The sequence below is a fragment of the Janthinobacterium sp. J1-1 genome, assembly GCF_030944405.1.
GTDB lineage: Bacteria > Pseudomonadota > Gammaproteobacteria > Burkholderiales > Burkholderiaceae_D > Janthinobacterium.
The window spans coordinates 3,046,635-3,062,514 of the sequence record NZ_CP132339.1; the positions used below are offsets into that span (position 1 = coordinate 3,046,635).

The window sequence follows — 15,880 nt, forward strand, 5'->3', positions numbered from 1 at the left end:
GCGATCCCTGCCGTTATCGGTTCACGTCTCGTGCGCCGCAAACCACTCGCCCAGGAAGGCGAGCATGGTGCGGCTGATCGCCCTCGGGTGGGCGCGCGACATATAGATCGCGTGGATGCCCATCGAGTGGGGCTGGTAGCCGGGCAGCAAGGCCACCAGTTGCCCGCTGGCGAGCAGCGGCGCGGCGGAAAACACGGGTTGCAGCGAAATGCCGGCGCCTTCCGCGGCCGCCTGCAGCAGCACCACCGATTCATTCGCGCTCAGGCTGCCGCTGACGGGCACGCTGACGGTGGCGCCCGCATGCTCGAAATGCCACAGGCTTTTGCCGAAATAGGTATAGGTGAGGCAGTCGTGGGTGGCCAGGTCCGCGGCCTGCCGTGGCGTGCCGTGCTCGCGCAGGTAGGCGGGCGAGGCGCACACCACCGAGTGGCAGATGCCCAGCGGGCGCGCGATCACGCCGGGATCGAGCTGGTTGGTGATGCGGATCGCCAGGTCGATTCTTTCCTCGACCAGGTTGACGGCGCGGTTGTCGATGCGCAGGTCGACCGCCGCCTGCCGGTGGCGTTTCAGGTAGGCGGCGATCGCCGCCGCCAGGGTGGCCTGCGCCAGCGACTGCGAATAGGCGATGCGCAGGATGCCGGTCGGCTCATCATCGCCGGTGTCGCCCACGCCGGGCATCTTGTCGGCCAGCGACAGCAGTTCCTGGCAGCGCAGCAAGGTGATGTCGCCGGCGGCCGTCAGGTTGATGCGGCGCGTGGTGCGGTGAAACAGGCGCGCGCCGGCCCAGCTTTCCATTTCCGCCAGGTAGCGGGTGACCATGGCGCGCGACATGTCGAGCAGTTCGGCGGCGCCGCTCAGGCTGCCGCATTCGGCGATGGTGACGAACACTTTCGCGGCGACGATGCGGTCCATCGGGCACGTCCTTTCAGTTATGACTTGCGCGATTCACGCAACAATCCATTGCATTCTAAGCGATTTATCGAACAGACCGAGACGGCTACCATGCTGTTGTCGCCTGCTATCCGGGCCTGAACTGTTCGAAGGAAACCACCATGCACCGCCGCCACCTGATCGCCACCCTGTTCGCCGTTGGCCTGTCCACCTTGTTGCCGGCCGCGCACGCCGCCACGCCACTGCGGCTGCAAGTCTACAATCCGGGCGAGCAGGCGATCTTCCCTGTCAGCTCGGTGATCGTCAGCGGAGAACGCGAGGCGATCCTGGTCGACGCCCAGTTCCAGCACAACGATGCGCTGGCGCTGGTCAAGCAGATCCAGGACAGCGGCAAGACCTTGCGCGCCGTGTATATCAGCCACAGCGATCCCGATTACTACTTTGGCCTGGACGTGATCCATGCGGCCTATCCGTCGGCAAAAATTGTCGCCACGCCGCAGACGGTGGCCGCCATCAAGGCCAATATGGACGCCAAGCTGGCCTATTGGGCGCCGATCATGAAAGACAATGCGCCACGCGCGCTGGTGCTGCCGCAAGTGCTGCACGCGGACCACCTTGCGCTGGAAGGCAAGCGCATCGAGATCAAGGGGCTGAAAGGCGCCAGCCCCGAGCGCAGCTATCTGTGGATACCGTCGCTGAAAACCGTCGCCGGCGGCGTCGTCATCAGCAATGGCATCCACGTCTGGGTGGCCGACACGCAAACACCGCAGTCGCGCGCCAACTGGCTGGCCACGCTGGACCAGATCGCGGCATTGAAGCCGCAAGCCATCGTGCCCGGCCACTACCTCGGCGCGGCGCCCAAGGGCCAGGCCGCGCTGGACTACACGCGCAACTATCTGCAGGCGTTCGAAACGGCGGCTCTCGAAGCGAAGGATTCGGCCGCGCTGGTCAAGGCCATGCAAGCCCAGTTCCCACAGGCCGGCGAGAGCGCCTCGCTGGAACTGGGCGCGAAAGTCATCAAGGGGGAAATGACATGGCCGCAGTAAGCCTGCCGGTGCTGCATTACGTCTACGACCCGCTGTGCGGCTGGTGCTACGGCGCCGCGCCCTTGCTGCACGCCGCGCAGGCGATTGAAGGCCTGGCCATCGCGCTGCACGGTGGCGGCATGATGAGCGGCGCCAACCGCCAGAGCGTGAACGACAATCTGCGCCGCCACGTGATGGCGCATGACCGGCGCATCGCACAGGCGAGCGGCCAGCCGTTCGGGCGGGCGTATTTCGACGGCTTGCTGCGCGACACCGGCGCCGTGTTCGATTCGACCCCGCCGACCACCGCCATCCTGGCCGCGCAGGAGATCGCCGGCCTGGGCCTGGCAATGCTGCACCTGATCCAGCACGCCCATTATGTGCTGGGCCAGCGCGTCGCCGATGCTGGCGTGCTGGCACGACTGGCGCAGCAGCTGGGCCTCGACGCCGCCCTGTACGCCGCGGCGTCCGCACGGCTGGCCGGCGCCGCCACCGAACAGCATGTCGCGCACAGCCGCGCCTTGCTGGCACGCCTGGGCGGGCAGGGCTTTCCCACCTTGGCGCTCGACCACGGCGACGGCCGCATGATGCATCTCGACCTGGGCAACTGGCTGGGCCGCCACGAAGCGTGGGCCGATTATCTGCGCCGGCAGCTGTCCGCGCAAACGGCGCCCGGCCAGATGGGTGGCGGCGCCGCTTGCGCCCCGGCGGGCTGCGCCGTGTAGCAACCGCTGTTGTTTTCCGTTCCCCCGATATCGCTTGACAGTGCCATGCATGCCGTCTAAAGTCCCATTAAATCAATAGGTCAGCTAATTGACCTTTATAACAATGGAGACGTAGATGAAACAACATATCCTGGCCCTGGCCATCCTGTCGGCCTGCTCGAGCATGGCCGCCGCGCAATCGTCGGTCACCATGTACGGCATGGTCGACATGGGCGTGGTGCGCGAAGCGGGCGGGGCGGCCGGTTCCGTCACCAAGCTCACCAGCGGCGTGGAAAACGGGTCGCGCATCGGCTTTCGCGGCACCGAGGACCTCGGTGGCGGCAATTCTGCCATCTTCCTGCTCGAATCGGGCTTCCAGGCCGATACCGGCGCGCTGGGGCAGGGCGGCCTGCTGTTCGGCCGCCAGGCGTATGTCGGCCTGGCCGGCAACTGGGGCACCCTGACCCTGGGCCGCCAGTACGCACCGAACTACACCACCATGACCACCGTCGGCGACCCCTTCGTGGCGGGCCTGGCCGGCGTGTTTTCCAGCGTGTTTGCCAATTCCGGCGCGCGCATGAACAATGCCGTCAAATACGTCTCGCCCAAATTCAATGGCCTGAGCGGCGAAGTGGTATATGGCGCCGGCGAAGTGGCAGGCAGCAATTCCGCCTCCAGCGTGGCCGGCGCGGCACTGGCCTACAGCGCGGGCGCCTTCAACATGCGCGTCGGCTACCACCACCGCGACAACGACACGGCCACCCTGAAAAACCAGAGCGCGGCGCGCAATACCCTGCTGGCCATGAATTACGACTGGAAAATCGTCAAGGGCTTTTTCGCCTATGGCATCAACAAGGGCCTGAACAGCTCGCAGCTGGCCAACCCGAATGCCTACGGCCTGGCGGTGGCGGCGCGCCCCAGCACCGACAGCCGCGACCTGCTGGTCGGCGTCACGGTTCCTGTGGGGCCGGGACGGGTGATCGCCTCGTATATCCACAAGGATGACCGCACGGCCTTCAACCAGGACGCCTCGCAGTACGCAATCGGCTACAGTTACCTGCTGTCGAAACGCACCGACCTGTACGCGGCCTACGGCAAGATCAGCAACGAGAACGGCGCTTCCTACACCGTCAATTCGGCCATCGACACGGGTTCCGGCAACCGTGCCTTCAACCTTGGCATGCGCCATCTGTTTTGAGTCAAGAGAGCTGCCATGACAATTGTTTCCGCCACCCTGCGCCCCTGCGTGCAGCCTTTGGCCGACCCCACCTGGAAATTCGCCCGCGCCACAGTGCCCCAGCTCGATGGCTGGGTGCTGGTGCTGGAGGATGACAATGGTGTGCGGGGCCTGGGCTATGCCCACGCCATCCCCGCCATTACCGGTTCGGGCGACACCGTGCGCGCCGCGCTGGAGTTCCTGCTGCCACAGTTGATCGGTCGCGATCCGGCCGCGCTGCGCCAGATCATGCTCGATATCGACGCGCGCCTGGCGTTCTCCAATTCCGCCAAGGCGGCGCTCGACATGGCGCTGCACGACTTGCTGGCGCGCCGTTTGAACGTGCCGCTGCATGTGCTGCTGGGCGGCGCGGTACGCACCAGCGTGGTCCAGGCGCGCATCCTGGCCATCAAGCCGCCACTCGAGATGGCGGCCAACGCGGCAAGGCTGGCCGAACAGGGCTACCGCCAACTGAAACTCAAGTTGAGTGGCGACAGCGCGCTCGACGTGGCGCGCGTGGCCGAAGTGCGCGCCGCCGTTGGCGCCGGCGTGATCCTGACCCTGGACCCGAACCAGTCGTACGGCGTCAAGCAGATGATGTCCGCGTTTGCAAAAATGGAAACGCACGATATCGCGCTGATCGAGCAGCCCTTGCAGGCGTCCGACCGGGCCGGCATGAAGCTGTTGACCGACACCTTGCCAGTGGCGATCGAGGCCGATGAAAGCGCCGTGACGGTGGCCGACGTGCTGGCGCTGGTCAGCGGGCGCATGGTCGACGTGATCAATTTAAAGGTGACCAAGCTGGGCGGCCTGCGCAACTTCCTGGCGGCCGTGCAGATCTGCGAAACGGGCAATGTCGCCTACCGCGTCGGCGCCACTTTCGGCCCGGCGCTGTTGCAATCGGTGGCGCTGCAGGCGGCGTCCTGCGTCGCCAGCCTGCCATATGGCTGCGAACTGGCCGAGCACCTGCACTTGCGCGACGATCCGTTTACGCCACTGCCTGTTATTGAAGGCGAAATGAGCTTGCCATCGGGCGCAGGCTGCGGGGTGGACTATGTCTAGAAACATGCTGATAAAAGGGATGATCATGCTGACCATCGGTGCTGCTTCAGCAGCCCAGGCGGAGCGCAGCCGCGTGCTGCTGCAGGACGGTCAAACGCGGATCGACGTGATCGTGGACGGCAAGGCAGACGGCGAGGGCGACGCCATTGTGTTGCTGCCCTCGTCGCAGCGCGGCAGCGATGATCTCGACGCGGTGGCCGAACAGCTGGCGGCACGCGGCATGCGCGTGCTGCGTCCGCAGCCGCGCGGCTTTGGCGCCAGCCGGGGCGAGATGAAAGACCTCACCTTGCACGTGCTGGCGCAGGACGTCGCCGCCACCATCCGCCAGCTCGGCGCCGGCCGTGCCATCGTGGCCGGCCACGCCTACGGCCATTATATGGCGCGCGTGGCGGACCTCGACCATCCGCAACTGGTGCGCGGCGTGGTGATGCTGGCCTCGGCCAGCGCCAATGCCGACGCCACCTTGCCCAAGGCGCTGGACGTCGCCGCCGACAGTGCCCAGCCCGAAGCATTGCGCCTCGATGCCCTGCGCCGTGCCTTTTTCGCCACCGGCAACGATCCGCGTCCGTGGCTGGAAGGCTGGCAGCCGGAACTGGCGGCGCTGTACCGCAAGGCCGCCAAGACCCCCGCACGCTCGACCTGGTGGCCGGTCAGCCATGCGCCCGTGCTCGACCTGCAGGGCGAAGACGATCCTTGGCGTCCGCGCGCCAGCGCCATGGAAGTGAAGGAGGCGCTGAAGGAAAAGGCGACGGTGGTGGTGATCCCGCACGCCAGCCATGCGCTGCCGGTGGAGCAGCCGAAGGCGGTGGCCAAGGCGATAGTCGATTGGGCGGCCAGCATTCCTCGGTAGGTCGGATTAGGCGCGAAGCGCCGTAATCCGACAACATCAATGGCGCCAACAATGGTGTCGGATTACGCGCAGCGCGCTAATCCGACCTTGTATTATTCCTCTCATGCGGTTGGTGGTGTTGCGAACAACATCGGCCGCTGTCAAAATTCTTGGTAGGCATATCAAGACCGGGTAACTGGATGCCGTATCCGCCCTTAGGCTCAAAGCCAGCGATGTAGATCTCGCACCAGTTACCCACCCTCCATGTCAAGATCGGACAGTATCTTTGGCACCGGCACGCCGGTAGCCCGCATTCACAAGGTAGATCGCAAGAGGACCACAGCATGTTTAATTTAGGAATCGACGTTGCCAAGGCCAAGCTGGACTGCGCACTGCGCCTGCCCAATGGCAAGCACCGTAACAAGGTAGTAGAGAACAATCACAAAGGATTTGCTGCACTGAGCGAATGGCTGCTCAAGCATGATGCCGGCAACCCGAGAGTATGTATGGAAGCGACTGGCACTTACTGGGAAGGGGTTGCCGAATATCTGGCCGGACTTGGCATGGTGGTCAGTGTCATCAATCCGGCACAGATGAAGGCCTTTGGCGCCTCGCGCATGGTACGCACCAAGACCGACAAGGTCGACGCGCAGTTGATTGCCGACTTTGCCCATGAGCGCCAACCGCAGCCGTGGACAGCGCCGTCGCCCGCCGCGCAGGCACTGCGCGCCTTGGTGCTGCGCCTCGAAGCGGTGCAAGCGATGCGGTTGCAGGAAACGAATCGGCTCGACGTCGCGCGAGAAGCGGTACGCCAGGGTATCGAGGATCACATTGCCTGGCTCGACAAAGAAATCAAGGAACTCATTCGCGCCATCAAGCGCCATATCGACGATGATCCGGATTTACGCGATAAGCGCGAGCTGCTCGACAGCATCCCTGGTCTGGGTGAGCGCACGATACCAGTGTTGCTGTCGTACTATGCCGATACCGAGCGCTTCGACAACGCCAAGCAAGCCGTGGCGTTTGCGGGACTCGACCCGCGCCAGCACGAGTCAGGATCGAGCGTACGTGGCAAGCCACGCATGTCGAAGATTGGTCACAGTTTCCTGCGAAAGGCGCTGTACATGCCAGCCATGGTGACCGTATACAGGACACCATGGGGTCAGCGCTTTGGCCAGCGGCTCAGCGCTGCCGGCAAGGCACCGAAACTGATCATCGGCGCCATGATGCGCAAGCTGGTGCACGTGGCATTCGGCGTGCTCAGGTCGGGAAAAATATTTGATCCAACCTTGCACAACGCTTGACGGGGATAACAGTATCTACTTTTCACCTTCCCTGAAACACCGGCGCGCGCTTTTCCCTGAACGCCGCCTGCGCCTCTTTCGCGTCTTCCGTCAGCCCGATCGCCGCCGTCATGTCCTGCTCATAGCGGTAGCCATCGCGCAAGCTCATGTCTTCGATCACATTCATCGTGTGCTTGCCCATGCGCGTCGAGACGGGGCTCTTGGCGGCGATGGTGGCGGCCAGCGCCAGGGCGGCCGGCAGCAGTTCTTCCGGCGTGGTGCATTCCTCGATGATGCCCAGGCGGTACAGTTCTTCGCCGCCGACGCGATAGCCCGTCAAGGCCATGCGGCGCAGCCGCGAGTGGCTGAACAGCCGCATCGCGTGGCGGCAGCCGCCCAGCAGGCCCACGTCCACTTCCGGCAAGCCCAATGAGGCCTTGGTGGAGGCGATCAAAATATCCGATGAGGCGACCATCGCCAGGCCCGAGCCGAGCGCCGCGCCATTGATGGCGGCGATCACGGGTTTGGTGCATTCGCGGATCGCGTGAAAGCATTCGCGCGTGCGGCGCGAGTGGGCCATCAGGTCGCCCGGATGCTTGATATTTTCCGCGCGGCCTTTCAAATCCGCGCCGGCGCAAAACACCTTGCCGGCGCCGGTCAGCACCACGGCGCGGATCTCGGGCGTTTCCGAGATGATGTCGAGCGCCTGCGTCAGCTCATCGTTCAGGATGCGCGTGAGGGCGTTGACCGGCGGGCTGTCCAGGGTCAGCACGGCCACATGGCCGTCGATGCGCACGTTCAGCTGCGTGTAGTTATCCATGTTGTACATGTCAGTTTCCTTGGTTTAGGTGTCGAAGCCGTACAGCGCGGCCGGATTGTCGACCAGGATGGTGTTGCGCGTGGCCGCATCGGGTACCCATTCATGGAACAGGTCGAGCAGCTGGCCGGCGTCCGGCGACTGCTCGCCCATGCGCACGTAAGGCCAGTCCGAGCCCCACAGCAATCGCTGCGGATTGGCCGCCACCAGGGCGTCGTGGAATGGTTTCAGATCCAGGTAATCGGGCGCCTGTTTCGAGACGCGGCACACTGACAGCTTGATCCAGACAGCGCCATCTTGCAGCGCCTTGAGCACGTATTGAAACGCCGGATCATCGACGCCGCGCTCGGTCTTCAGGCAGGCCATATGGTCGAGCACCAGCGGCACGCCGGTGGCCAGCAGCGGCGGCAGCAAGCGTGCGTAATCGTCGAGCGGCGCCCACAGCTGCGCATGCAGGCCGATGGCTTTCATCTGCGGCGCCATCGCCAGCAGCTGGTCGGCGCCGACGCTGCCGATATAGGGCTGGCCCTGCGGGTCGCGCACTTCCACGAAGCGCAGGCCGCGGATGCCGCCGTCGTAAAGCTGCTGCAAATGCTCGCGCGTGGCATCGCTGCCCGCCACGCCGATGCCGCGCACCCGGCCGCCGCTGGCGGCAATCGCATCGAGCATCGGCTTTGCGTCATTGCCATATGGCGCAGGCTGCACCAGCACGCCGCGCGCGGCGCCCAGCATATCGAGCATGGCCAGGTGCAGGGAGCTTGGCGCCAGCGGCGGCGCGTAGCTCGATGGATGGGCCAGCGGGAACCGGTCGTAGGGGCCGAAGACGTGGGCGTGCGTGTCGCAGGCGCCTGGCGGCAAAGGCTGGCGCGGGGCAGCTGGCATGCGTGGTGTCACGGTGTCGAATGGTGTGCTCATGCCTGCGCCTCCGGCAGCTCCGTCAGCACGCCATCTTCGTTGCCACTCACGGGGTGCAAGGGCAGCGGCGTATCGATGTCGGGCAGTGGAATATGGTGGGCGTTCAAGGTCATCGCCACCATCGAGTAGTAGCCGATAATGGCCGTCAGTTCCACCGTCCCCGCTTCGCCGAACAGCGCCAGCACTTCCTGGTAGGCCGCTTCGCCGACTACGCCGCGCTGCAGCAGCTGGCGCGCGTATTCATACACGGCGCCATCCTTGATATCGTCGAAGCGCGGAGATGCTGCCACCAGCAGCGCGTCGATAATGGCTTGCGGCAGGCCGGCGTCCTGCGCGGCGGCGGCGTGGATATGCCATTCGAGCTGGCTGTTCCAGCGCCGCGCGGCGACCAGGATCGCCAGCTCGCTGGCGCGCGGCGAGATGCTGGTGCCAAAGCGCAGCAGGGCGCCCATTTTCTGCCATCGATCTGCCAGCTCAGGGTTGTGCAGGGCGGCGCGCAGCGGCCCGACCAGGCGCGCGCGCGGGCCCTGGATAATGTCCTGGTAGACCCGCAGCTGTTCTGCGTTCATGGTCTCCGGGGTAGGGAAGGAAATGCGTGTCATAACTCTTGATCCTTGTGTTGGCCTGCGACGTCAGATTACGCCGTCGTTTTTCCATTGCGCGATGCGCTGCCCGTCAAACCCGAGTTCGGCCAGCACTTCGTCCGTGTGCTCGCCCAGCAGCGGCGCGGCGCGCTCGAACACCAGTTCGGCCTGGGTAAAGCGCATCGGGCTGCGGATCTGCGGCACGGTGCCGGCGGTCGGGTGCGGCAGGTCGATGCGCATCTTGCGGTGTTTCACTTGTTCGTCTTCCAGCACCTGGGCGATGGTGTTGATCGGGCTGCACGGCACGCCCGCTGCGTCGAGCAGGGCGACCCACTCTTGCATCGGTTTTTGCAGGAACAGTTCGGCCATCTGCGGCAGCAGGGTGGCCTGGTTGCGCACACGCGCGCCGTTGCTGGCGTAGCGTTCGTCGCTGACCCATGGTTCGCAGCCGGCCACCTGGCAGAACTTGGCGAACTGCGAGTCATTGCCGACCACCAGCACGATATGGCCGTCGGCGCACGCAAACACGTCTTGCGGCTGGATATTCGGATGCTTGTTGCCGGTGCGCCTAGGCGTCTTGCCCGACACCAGGTAGTTCATGCCCTGGTTGGCGATCGAGCCGACCATCACGTCGAGCATGCCGATGTCGATATAGTCGCCCAGGCCCGATTCGCTGCGGCGCGCCAGCGCGGCCAGCACGGCCACCGAGGTGTACATGCCGGTCATCAGGTCGACGATGGGCACGCCCACTTTTTGCGGGCCGCCGCCGGGCAGGTCGTCGCGCTCGCCCGTCACGCTCATCAGGCCGCCCATGGCCTGGATCATGAAGTCGTAGGCGGCGTTGTCGGCCTTCGGTCCATCCTGGCCAAAGCCGGTGACGGAGCAGTAGATCAGGCGCGGGTTGATTTCTTTCAGGCTGGCGTAATCGAGGCCGAACTTGGCCAGCGTGCCCACCTTGTAGTTTTCCAGCAGGATGTCCGATTGCAGCGCCAGCGCGCGCACGATCTGCTGGCCTTCGCTGGTATTCAAGTCGACCGTGACGGAGCGCTTGCCGCGGTTGGCGGACAGGTAGTAGCCCGATTCGCGTGTCTCGTTGCCGTCCTGGTCTTTCAGGAACGGCGGACCCCAGCTGCGCGTGTCGTCGCCGACTTTCGGCCGTTCGACCTTGATCACGTCGGCGCCGAGATCGGCCAGGACCTGGCCCGACCACGGGCCGGCCAGGATGCGGCTCAGATCGAGCACTTTGATATGGGATAGTGGACCAGCCATGGAAAACTCCTGTATTGGGGGAAAAGCGGCGGGCGTCGCCGCCCGGCCGTTGAAATCAGGTTTGCGCGTCGTCGGGCGCGGTGGCGATCACCGCCGGGCGCTGTTCAAACTGCGCGTGCCAGGCGGCCAGCAGGGGGCGCGTGGCACGCCAGCCCAGGTCCGGAAAACGGTAGTCGATATACGACAGCATGCAGCCCACGCTGACGTGGCCGATATCGAAACCGTCCTGCGCCAGGGCGTCGGCTTCCTGCTCCAGGCGGTCGAGCGAGCCATTGATTTTCAGCGAGAACGCGGCCAGCCACTCGGGCAGCTGCTGCGCGGCGGTTTTCATGCGTTCCTGGCGCCACAGCAGCAGCACCGCCAGCATGCCGTCGGCCAGCGCCTGGCGGCGCAGCGCCAGCCAGCGCGTGGGCCCAAGCGGCGGGAAGAATGGCGCGCCGTCGTGCAGGCCGTCCAGGTATTCGCAGATGACGGGGGAGTCGTACAGGGGCTGGCCGTCGTCGAGCACCAGCGTGGGGATCTGGCTCAAGGGATTGTCAGCCAGGATGGCGGGGTTCGGCGTGGCCATGGCGGCCACCGAGCGCACATAATTCACGCGCGCTTCGAGGCCGGTTTCCTTGAGCAGGACGGTGACCTTGCGGACAAACGGCGATCTTGGGGACCAGTGAAGTTTCATGCCATTCCTTTTCAGTGTAGAAAAGCGATGGCCGCAACCATCACTTCAGTTTAATGTCGAGGCGCACCACGTCGCCCCGGTAAATTCCTTGTCCGACAAATACCAGGCAGCCGTCGCGGTCGACCGCCGAGCGGGCCACGTGCGCCACCGGCGCGTTCAGCGGCAGCTGCAGCAGCGCGGCCAGGTCCGGATCGGCCGAACCCAGGGTCAGCGTCTGGTGCGCCTCGGCGATTTCCAGCCCCGGCAACTCGCGCAGGATGCGCATCGAGGTCTTGGTCTCGAACGACTCCGGCGCGATGCGCTCGCACAGGCGCTCGTCGATATACACGTCGCCCAGGTAATACGGTTTGCCGTTGCGCCAGTGGCGCCGCCGCCAGTGCTGGTAGAACGGCGCCATGCTGCCGACCATCGGATCGGGCGGCGCCGGCGCCAGCCGCTCGCGCTGCGTCAGAATCTCGATCGTCACGCCATCGGGTGCGATCAGCTGGCCCGACCAGTCCGACGCCACTTCGCACCAGAACTGTTCCTGCGGCTTGCCGATCACGAACGTGCCCTTGGCGCGGTAGCGGGCGATCAGCTTTTCTGCTTCCAGCAAATCGAGCGCCTGACGCACCGTGGCGCGGGCCACCTGGCACTCGGCCGCCAGTTCATCGACGGTCGGTATCTGCTGTCCTACCTGCCACTGTCCCGACTCCACGCGGCGCCGGAACAGGCTGGCCAGCTGCACGTAGCGCGATGCCGCGCTGCGGCTGAAATCGATGGCGCCGGCTGCGCTGCCGGTGCCGGGTAATGGGGCTGCTTTCATCAAATTCTCTCAAAGGGGATAGCACAATGTTGTTATTATGACCCAATCAGTTGATGAACCAGCTTTTTGACTTTTATGGGCGCCTTGCCGCTTACATCCCCTGGAACTGCGGCGCGCGTTTTTCCAGGAAGGCGCGCATGCCTTCCTGCTGGTCCTCGGTGTCGAACAGCAGCTGGAAAGCCTTGCGTTCGAGCAGCAATGCGCTTTCCAAAGGCGCGTCCTGGCCCTGCTGCACCACTTCGCGGATCGCGCGCACGGCCAGTGGCGGCATGGCGGCTATCGTCGCGCCCAAGACAAGCGCGCGGCTCAATGCCTCGCCGTCCGGGCACAGTTCCGACACCATCCCGCACGCAAACGCCTGCGTGGCGGTCACCGCTTCACCGGTCAGCATCATGCGCAGCGCCTGGTATTTGCCGATGGTGCGCAGCAGCCGCTGCGTGCCGCCGGCGCCGGGCATGATGCCGACGCGGATTTCCGGCTGGCCGAAACGCGCGCCCTCGGCGGCCACGATCAGGTCGCAGGCCAGCGCCAGTTCGCATCCTCCCCCCAGCGCATAGCCTTCGACGGCCGCGATCAGCGGTTTGCTGCTGTGGCGCAGGGTGGTAAACACCTGGTCGGTGGCGTTCAGGGTATGGCTGGTGGGCGTCATGTCCAGCATCTCGTCGATATCGGTGCCGGCGACAAAATAGCTGCCGGCGCCGGTCAGCACGATCACCTTGATGCTGTCGTCCGCGCCCAGTTCCCGCACGAACCCGGTCAGCAGGCGTTTGACTTCCAGGTTCAGCGCATTGCGGCGCGCGGGACGATCGATCGTGATAACGGCCACGCCAGGCGCCGCGATCGAAAAGCTGACGGGTGGCTGGTTCATTGCGCGTGCTCCCGGTAAAACGGCTGGCCGGTCAGCGCGCGGCGCGCCAGCAAGGGCGAACTGCGGTAGCGTTCTTCGCCATAGGTGGCCGCCAGGTTGGCCAGCACGCGCTGGATCACGGCGGGGCCGATCGCGTCGGCCCAGGCCAGCGGCCCGCGCGGATAATTGACGCCATTGACCATTGCCAGGTCCGTGTCCTGTACGCTGGCGATGCCCTGCTGGACCACCTCGGCCGCTTCATTGGCCAGCATGGCGACCGTGCGCATCACCACCATGCCGGGTGCGTCGTCGATCACGATGACCTGCTTGCCCAGCGCCTGGAAAAATCCCGTGACGGCAGCCAGCGCACCAACTTGGGCCTGGTCGGCGCATGCGAGGGCGATGGTAGTGGCTTTTGCGTAATCGAGCGCCAGGTCGAACAGCACCGATACTTCGGCGTCGGCAGCGTGACGCGCGGTGGCGCTGTGGCCATCGCTCAAGGCGACACCCACGCCGGCAATGCGCAGCACGCCCTTGCCGGCGGCATAGCTGACATCGATGCCGGCCGCCTGCGCCAGCGCGGCCAGCGGCGCCGCCACGCCAAGGTCGCCCTCGACCACGATGGAAGCCGGCGCTGCTTCAGGGGCGGCAAATGGCACCACAGGGTTGGCTGCATCGGCGCCATACTGGTAAAAGCCGCTGCCGGTTTTCTTGCCCAGCCAGCCCGCGTCGACCAGCTCTTTTTGCAGCAGGGACGGCGTGTAGCGCGCGTCGCTGTACAGGGCGTCGTAGACCGAGCGGGTGACGGCGTAATTGACGTCGTGGCCGATCAGGTCCATCAGCTCGAAGGCGCCCATGCGAAAGCCGCCGCTGCCGCGCAGGATGGCGTCAATCGCCGCCACGCCGGCCGCGCGTTCGGTCAGCAGGCGCAGCGCTTCGCCATAAAACGGACGGGCCACGCGGTTGACGATAAAACCCGGCGTCGAGGCGCAGCGTACCGGCACCTTGCCCCAGGCCAGCGCGGTGGCGAACAGGGTGTCGGCCACGGCTTGGGCCGTGACCTTGCCACTGACAATTTCCACCAGCGGCAGCACCGGTGCGGGGTTGAAGAAGTGCAGGCCGGCCACCTGTTGCGGGCGCTGCAGCCGGGCCGCAATCGCGGTGACCGACAGCGACGAGGTATTGCTGGCGATGATGGCGTTCGGCGCCAGCAGCGCCTCGACCTCGGCCAGTACCTTGGCCTTGATATCGATGTTTTCCACGATCGCTTCGATCACCAGCGCCGCTTTCGACAAGTCCGCCAGGTGGGCGCCGCGCTGCAGGCGGCCCAGGCGGTCGAGGCGGGTGGCCTCGTCGATCTTGCCCCTGGCCTGCAGGCGCTGGTAGGCGTCGGCGATCGAGGCGATGCCGCGGTCGAGCGCGGCAGGCGCCGCGTCGTGCAGCACCACATGGTGGCCGGCGTTCAGCGCCACCTGGACGATGCCGCTGCCCATGGCGCCGGCGCCGATCACGCCGATCAAATCAGTTGCTTGTAATGCGCTCATATCTTCTTCGCTTGATGGTGATGAATTATTTCGCGGCAGCGGGCTTGAGCAGCGCTTCCGGCTTCACGCCGATCAGCAGGGTCACGGCGCCGAACAGCATCAGGGCGGCAAAGTAGTACTGGCCCATCGCCAGGCTGCCCGTGGTGGACGACAGCCAGCCCACCAGCATCGGGCTGAACACGCTGCCCAGGCCCGCAAAGGTGCTGAGCAACGCGATGCCGCCGGCGGCCGCCTTGCCGCTCAGGAAGGACGATGGCAGGGTCCAGAATGGTCCCGTCAGGCCCAAGGTCCCTGCCGTGGCCAGGGTCAGCATCAGCAGCGACAGCGGCACGTTGCCCTGTACCGAAGGCAGGCTGGCCCAGCCGATGGCGGCGCAGAAGGCAGGGATGGCCACGTGCCAGCGGCGTTCGCCGGTGCGGTCGGAATGGCGGGCGTTCAGGTACTGCACGATCAGCGCGATCAGGAACGGAATCACGGACAGAATACCGATGGTCATCACGTTGTCGATGCCGGACTTGCGGATGATGGTCGGCAGCCAGAAAAACACGCCGCCGGTGCTGACCAGCACTGCGATGCCCATGCCGGACAGCCAGTACAGTTTCGGATCGCGGATGGCGTCCATGTAGGAGTGTTCACTGCCGTTTTTCTTGACGCTGACGCTTTTCGCCAGGTCTTCCGTGATGATGTTTTTCTGCGCCGGCGTCAGCCATTTTGCCGAGGCGGGACCGTCCTGCAGGTAGAAGTACGCCACCAGGCCCAGGGCGCAGGCCGGCAAACCTTCGACGATGAACATCCACTGCCAGCCCTTCATGCCGGCCACGCCTTCGAAGGTGTGCATCAGCCAGCCCGACAGCGGGCCACCGAGCATGCCGGCCAGCGGAATCGAGGCGGTGAACAGCGCATTGAAACGCGCGCGGCGGTTCAGCGGCACCCAGTAGGTAAGATACAGCAGCATGCCGGGGAACATGCCCGCTTCGGCCGCGCCCAGCAGGAAGCGCATTACATAGAAGTGGGTGGAGGTTTGCATGAAGGCCATGCCGGCCGAGAACAGGCCCCACAGCACCATGATGCGCAGCAGCGTCTGGCGCACGCCGTTCTTGTGCAGGACCATGTTGCTGGGGACTTCAAACAGGATATAGCCGACATAGAAAATGCCGGCGCCGATGCCGTAGATGGCGTCGTTGAAACCGAGGTCGGTGACGAAATGCAGTTTGGCGAAACCGATATTGGCGCGGTCGATAAAGGCCACGATATAGCACAACATCAGGAAAGGCATGATGCGCCACAAGACCTTGCGGTAGACCGCATTGGCCTCCAGGTCGCGCGCGCTGGTATCGGACACCGGATGCGCGTGCGCGTTCCGGACTGTATCGGCTGTAGTCATTGGTATCTCCAGGGTCTGGTTTTTATTTT

General features: G+C 65.1%; 16 protein-coding genes. 6 read left to right on the forward strand and 10 right to left on the reverse strand.

Annotated elements, in window-relative coordinates; translation table 11 throughout:
- Positions 1-21: 21 nt before the first annotated feature.
- Complete coding sequence (locus Q8L25_RS13795; protein ID WP_308925362.1) at positions 22-912, reverse strand: LysR family transcriptional regulator; 891 nt, start codon at positions 910-912, stop codon at positions 22-24.
- Between the two features lie 140 nt (positions 913-1,052).
- Here Q8L25_RS13795 and Q8L25_RS13800 point away from each other — a divergent pair, with 140 nt between their 5' ends.
- The 6 genes from Q8L25_RS13800 (at position 1,053) to Q8L25_RS13825 (ending at position 7,031) form a co-directional block, all read left to right on the forward strand.
- Positions 1,053-1,937, forward strand: a complete 885-nt coding sequence (locus tag Q8L25_RS13800; RefSeq protein ID WP_308925363.1) for an MBL fold metallo-hydrolase — start codon at positions 1,053-1,055, stop codon at positions 1,935-1,937.
- Between the two features lie 2 nt (positions 1,938-1,939).
- Entirely contained in the window at positions 1,940-2,641 is a 702-nt protein-coding gene (locus tag Q8L25_RS13805) for a DsbA family protein (RefSeq protein ID WP_374694305.1), read from the forward strand.
- Positions 2,642-2,756: 115 nt separating this feature from the next.
- Positions 2,757-3,818: a porin gene (locus Q8L25_RS13810; RefSeq protein ID WP_308925365.1), complete on the forward strand. Its 1,062-nt coding sequence runs from the start codon at positions 2,757-2,759 to the stop codon at positions 3,816-3,818.
- A 15-nt stretch (positions 3,819-3,833) separates the two neighbouring features.
- Positions 3,834-4,898 (forward strand): enolase C-terminal domain-like protein, encoded by a 1,065-nt coding sequence (locus tag Q8L25_RS13815; RefSeq protein WP_308925366.1) that lies wholly within the window; start codon positions 3,834-3,836, stop codon positions 4,896-4,898.
- A gap of 25 nt (positions 4,899-4,923) precedes the next feature.
- The gene (locus Q8L25_RS13820; RefSeq protein WP_308925367.1) at positions 4,924-5,748 is read left to right on the forward strand and encodes an alpha/beta hydrolase; all 825 of its coding nucleotides are present in this window, start codon (positions 4,924-4,926) and stop codon (positions 5,746-5,748) included.
- 323 nt (positions 5,749-6,071) lie between these two features.
- On the forward strand, positions 6,072-7,031 hold the full coding sequence (locus Q8L25_RS13825; protein ID WP_308921843.1) for an IS110 family transposase: 960 nt from the start codon (positions 6,072-6,074) through the stop codon (positions 7,029-7,031).
- 22 nt (positions 7,032-7,053) lie between these two features.
- On the opposite strand, the gene Q8L25_RS13830 is transcribed toward Q8L25_RS13825, so the two are convergent.
- The 9 genes from Q8L25_RS13830 to Q8L25_RS13870 form a co-directional block, all read right to left on the reverse strand.
- Positions 7,054-7,830 (reverse strand): enoyl-CoA hydratase/isomerase family protein, encoded by a 777-nt coding sequence (locus Q8L25_RS13830; protein ID WP_308925719.1) that lies wholly within the window; start codon positions 7,828-7,830, stop codon positions 7,054-7,056.
- Between the two features lie 24 nt (positions 7,831-7,854).
- Entirely contained in the window at positions 7,855-8,742 is an 888-nt protein-coding gene (locus tag Q8L25_RS13835) for an amidohydrolase family protein (RefSeq protein WP_308925368.1), read from the reverse strand.
- A complete protein-coding gene (locus Q8L25_RS13840; protein WP_308925369.1) occupies positions 8,739-9,344 on the reverse strand; it encodes a carboxymuconolactone decarboxylase family protein in 606 nt (201 codons plus the stop codon). Before Q8L25_RS13840 ends, Q8L25_RS13835 begins: the two co-directional genes overlap by 4 nt.
- Positions 9,345-9,374: 30 nt before the next feature.
- Positions 9,375-10,595 (reverse strand): CaiB/BaiF CoA-transferase family protein, encoded by a 1,221-nt coding sequence (locus Q8L25_RS13845; RefSeq protein ID WP_308925370.1) that lies wholly within the window; start codon positions 10,593-10,595, stop codon positions 9,375-9,377.
- A 55-nt stretch (positions 10,596-10,650) separates the two neighbouring features.
- On the reverse strand, positions 10,651-11,271 hold the full coding sequence (locus tag Q8L25_RS13850) for a glutathione S-transferase N-terminal domain-containing protein (RefSeq protein WP_308925371.1): 621 nt from the start codon (positions 11,269-11,271) through the stop codon (positions 10,651-10,653).
- Positions 11,272-11,311: 40 nt separating this feature from the next.
- A complete protein-coding gene (locus Q8L25_RS13855) occupies positions 11,312-12,076 on the reverse strand; it encodes a GntR family transcriptional regulator (protein ID WP_308925372.1) in 765 nt (254 codons plus the stop codon).
- 91 nt (positions 12,077-12,167) lie between these two features.
- Positions 12,168-12,944, reverse strand: a complete 777-nt coding sequence (locus Q8L25_RS13860) for an enoyl-CoA hydratase-related protein (RefSeq protein WP_308925373.1) — start codon at positions 12,942-12,944, stop codon at positions 12,168-12,170.
- The gene (locus Q8L25_RS13865; RefSeq protein WP_308925374.1) at positions 12,941-14,467 is read right to left on the reverse strand and encodes a 3-hydroxyacyl-CoA dehydrogenase; all 1,527 of its coding nucleotides are present in this window, start codon (positions 14,465-14,467) and stop codon (positions 12,941-12,943) included. The genes Q8L25_RS13860 and Q8L25_RS13865 overlap by 4 nt, the downstream gene beginning before the upstream one ends.
- Positions 14,468-14,492: 25 nt before the next feature.
- The gene (locus Q8L25_RS13870) at positions 14,493-15,851 is read right to left on the reverse strand and encodes an MFS transporter (RefSeq protein ID WP_308925375.1); all 1,359 of its coding nucleotides are present in this window, start codon (positions 15,849-15,851) and stop codon (positions 14,493-14,495) included.
- Positions 15,852-15,880: the final 29 nt, after the last annotated feature.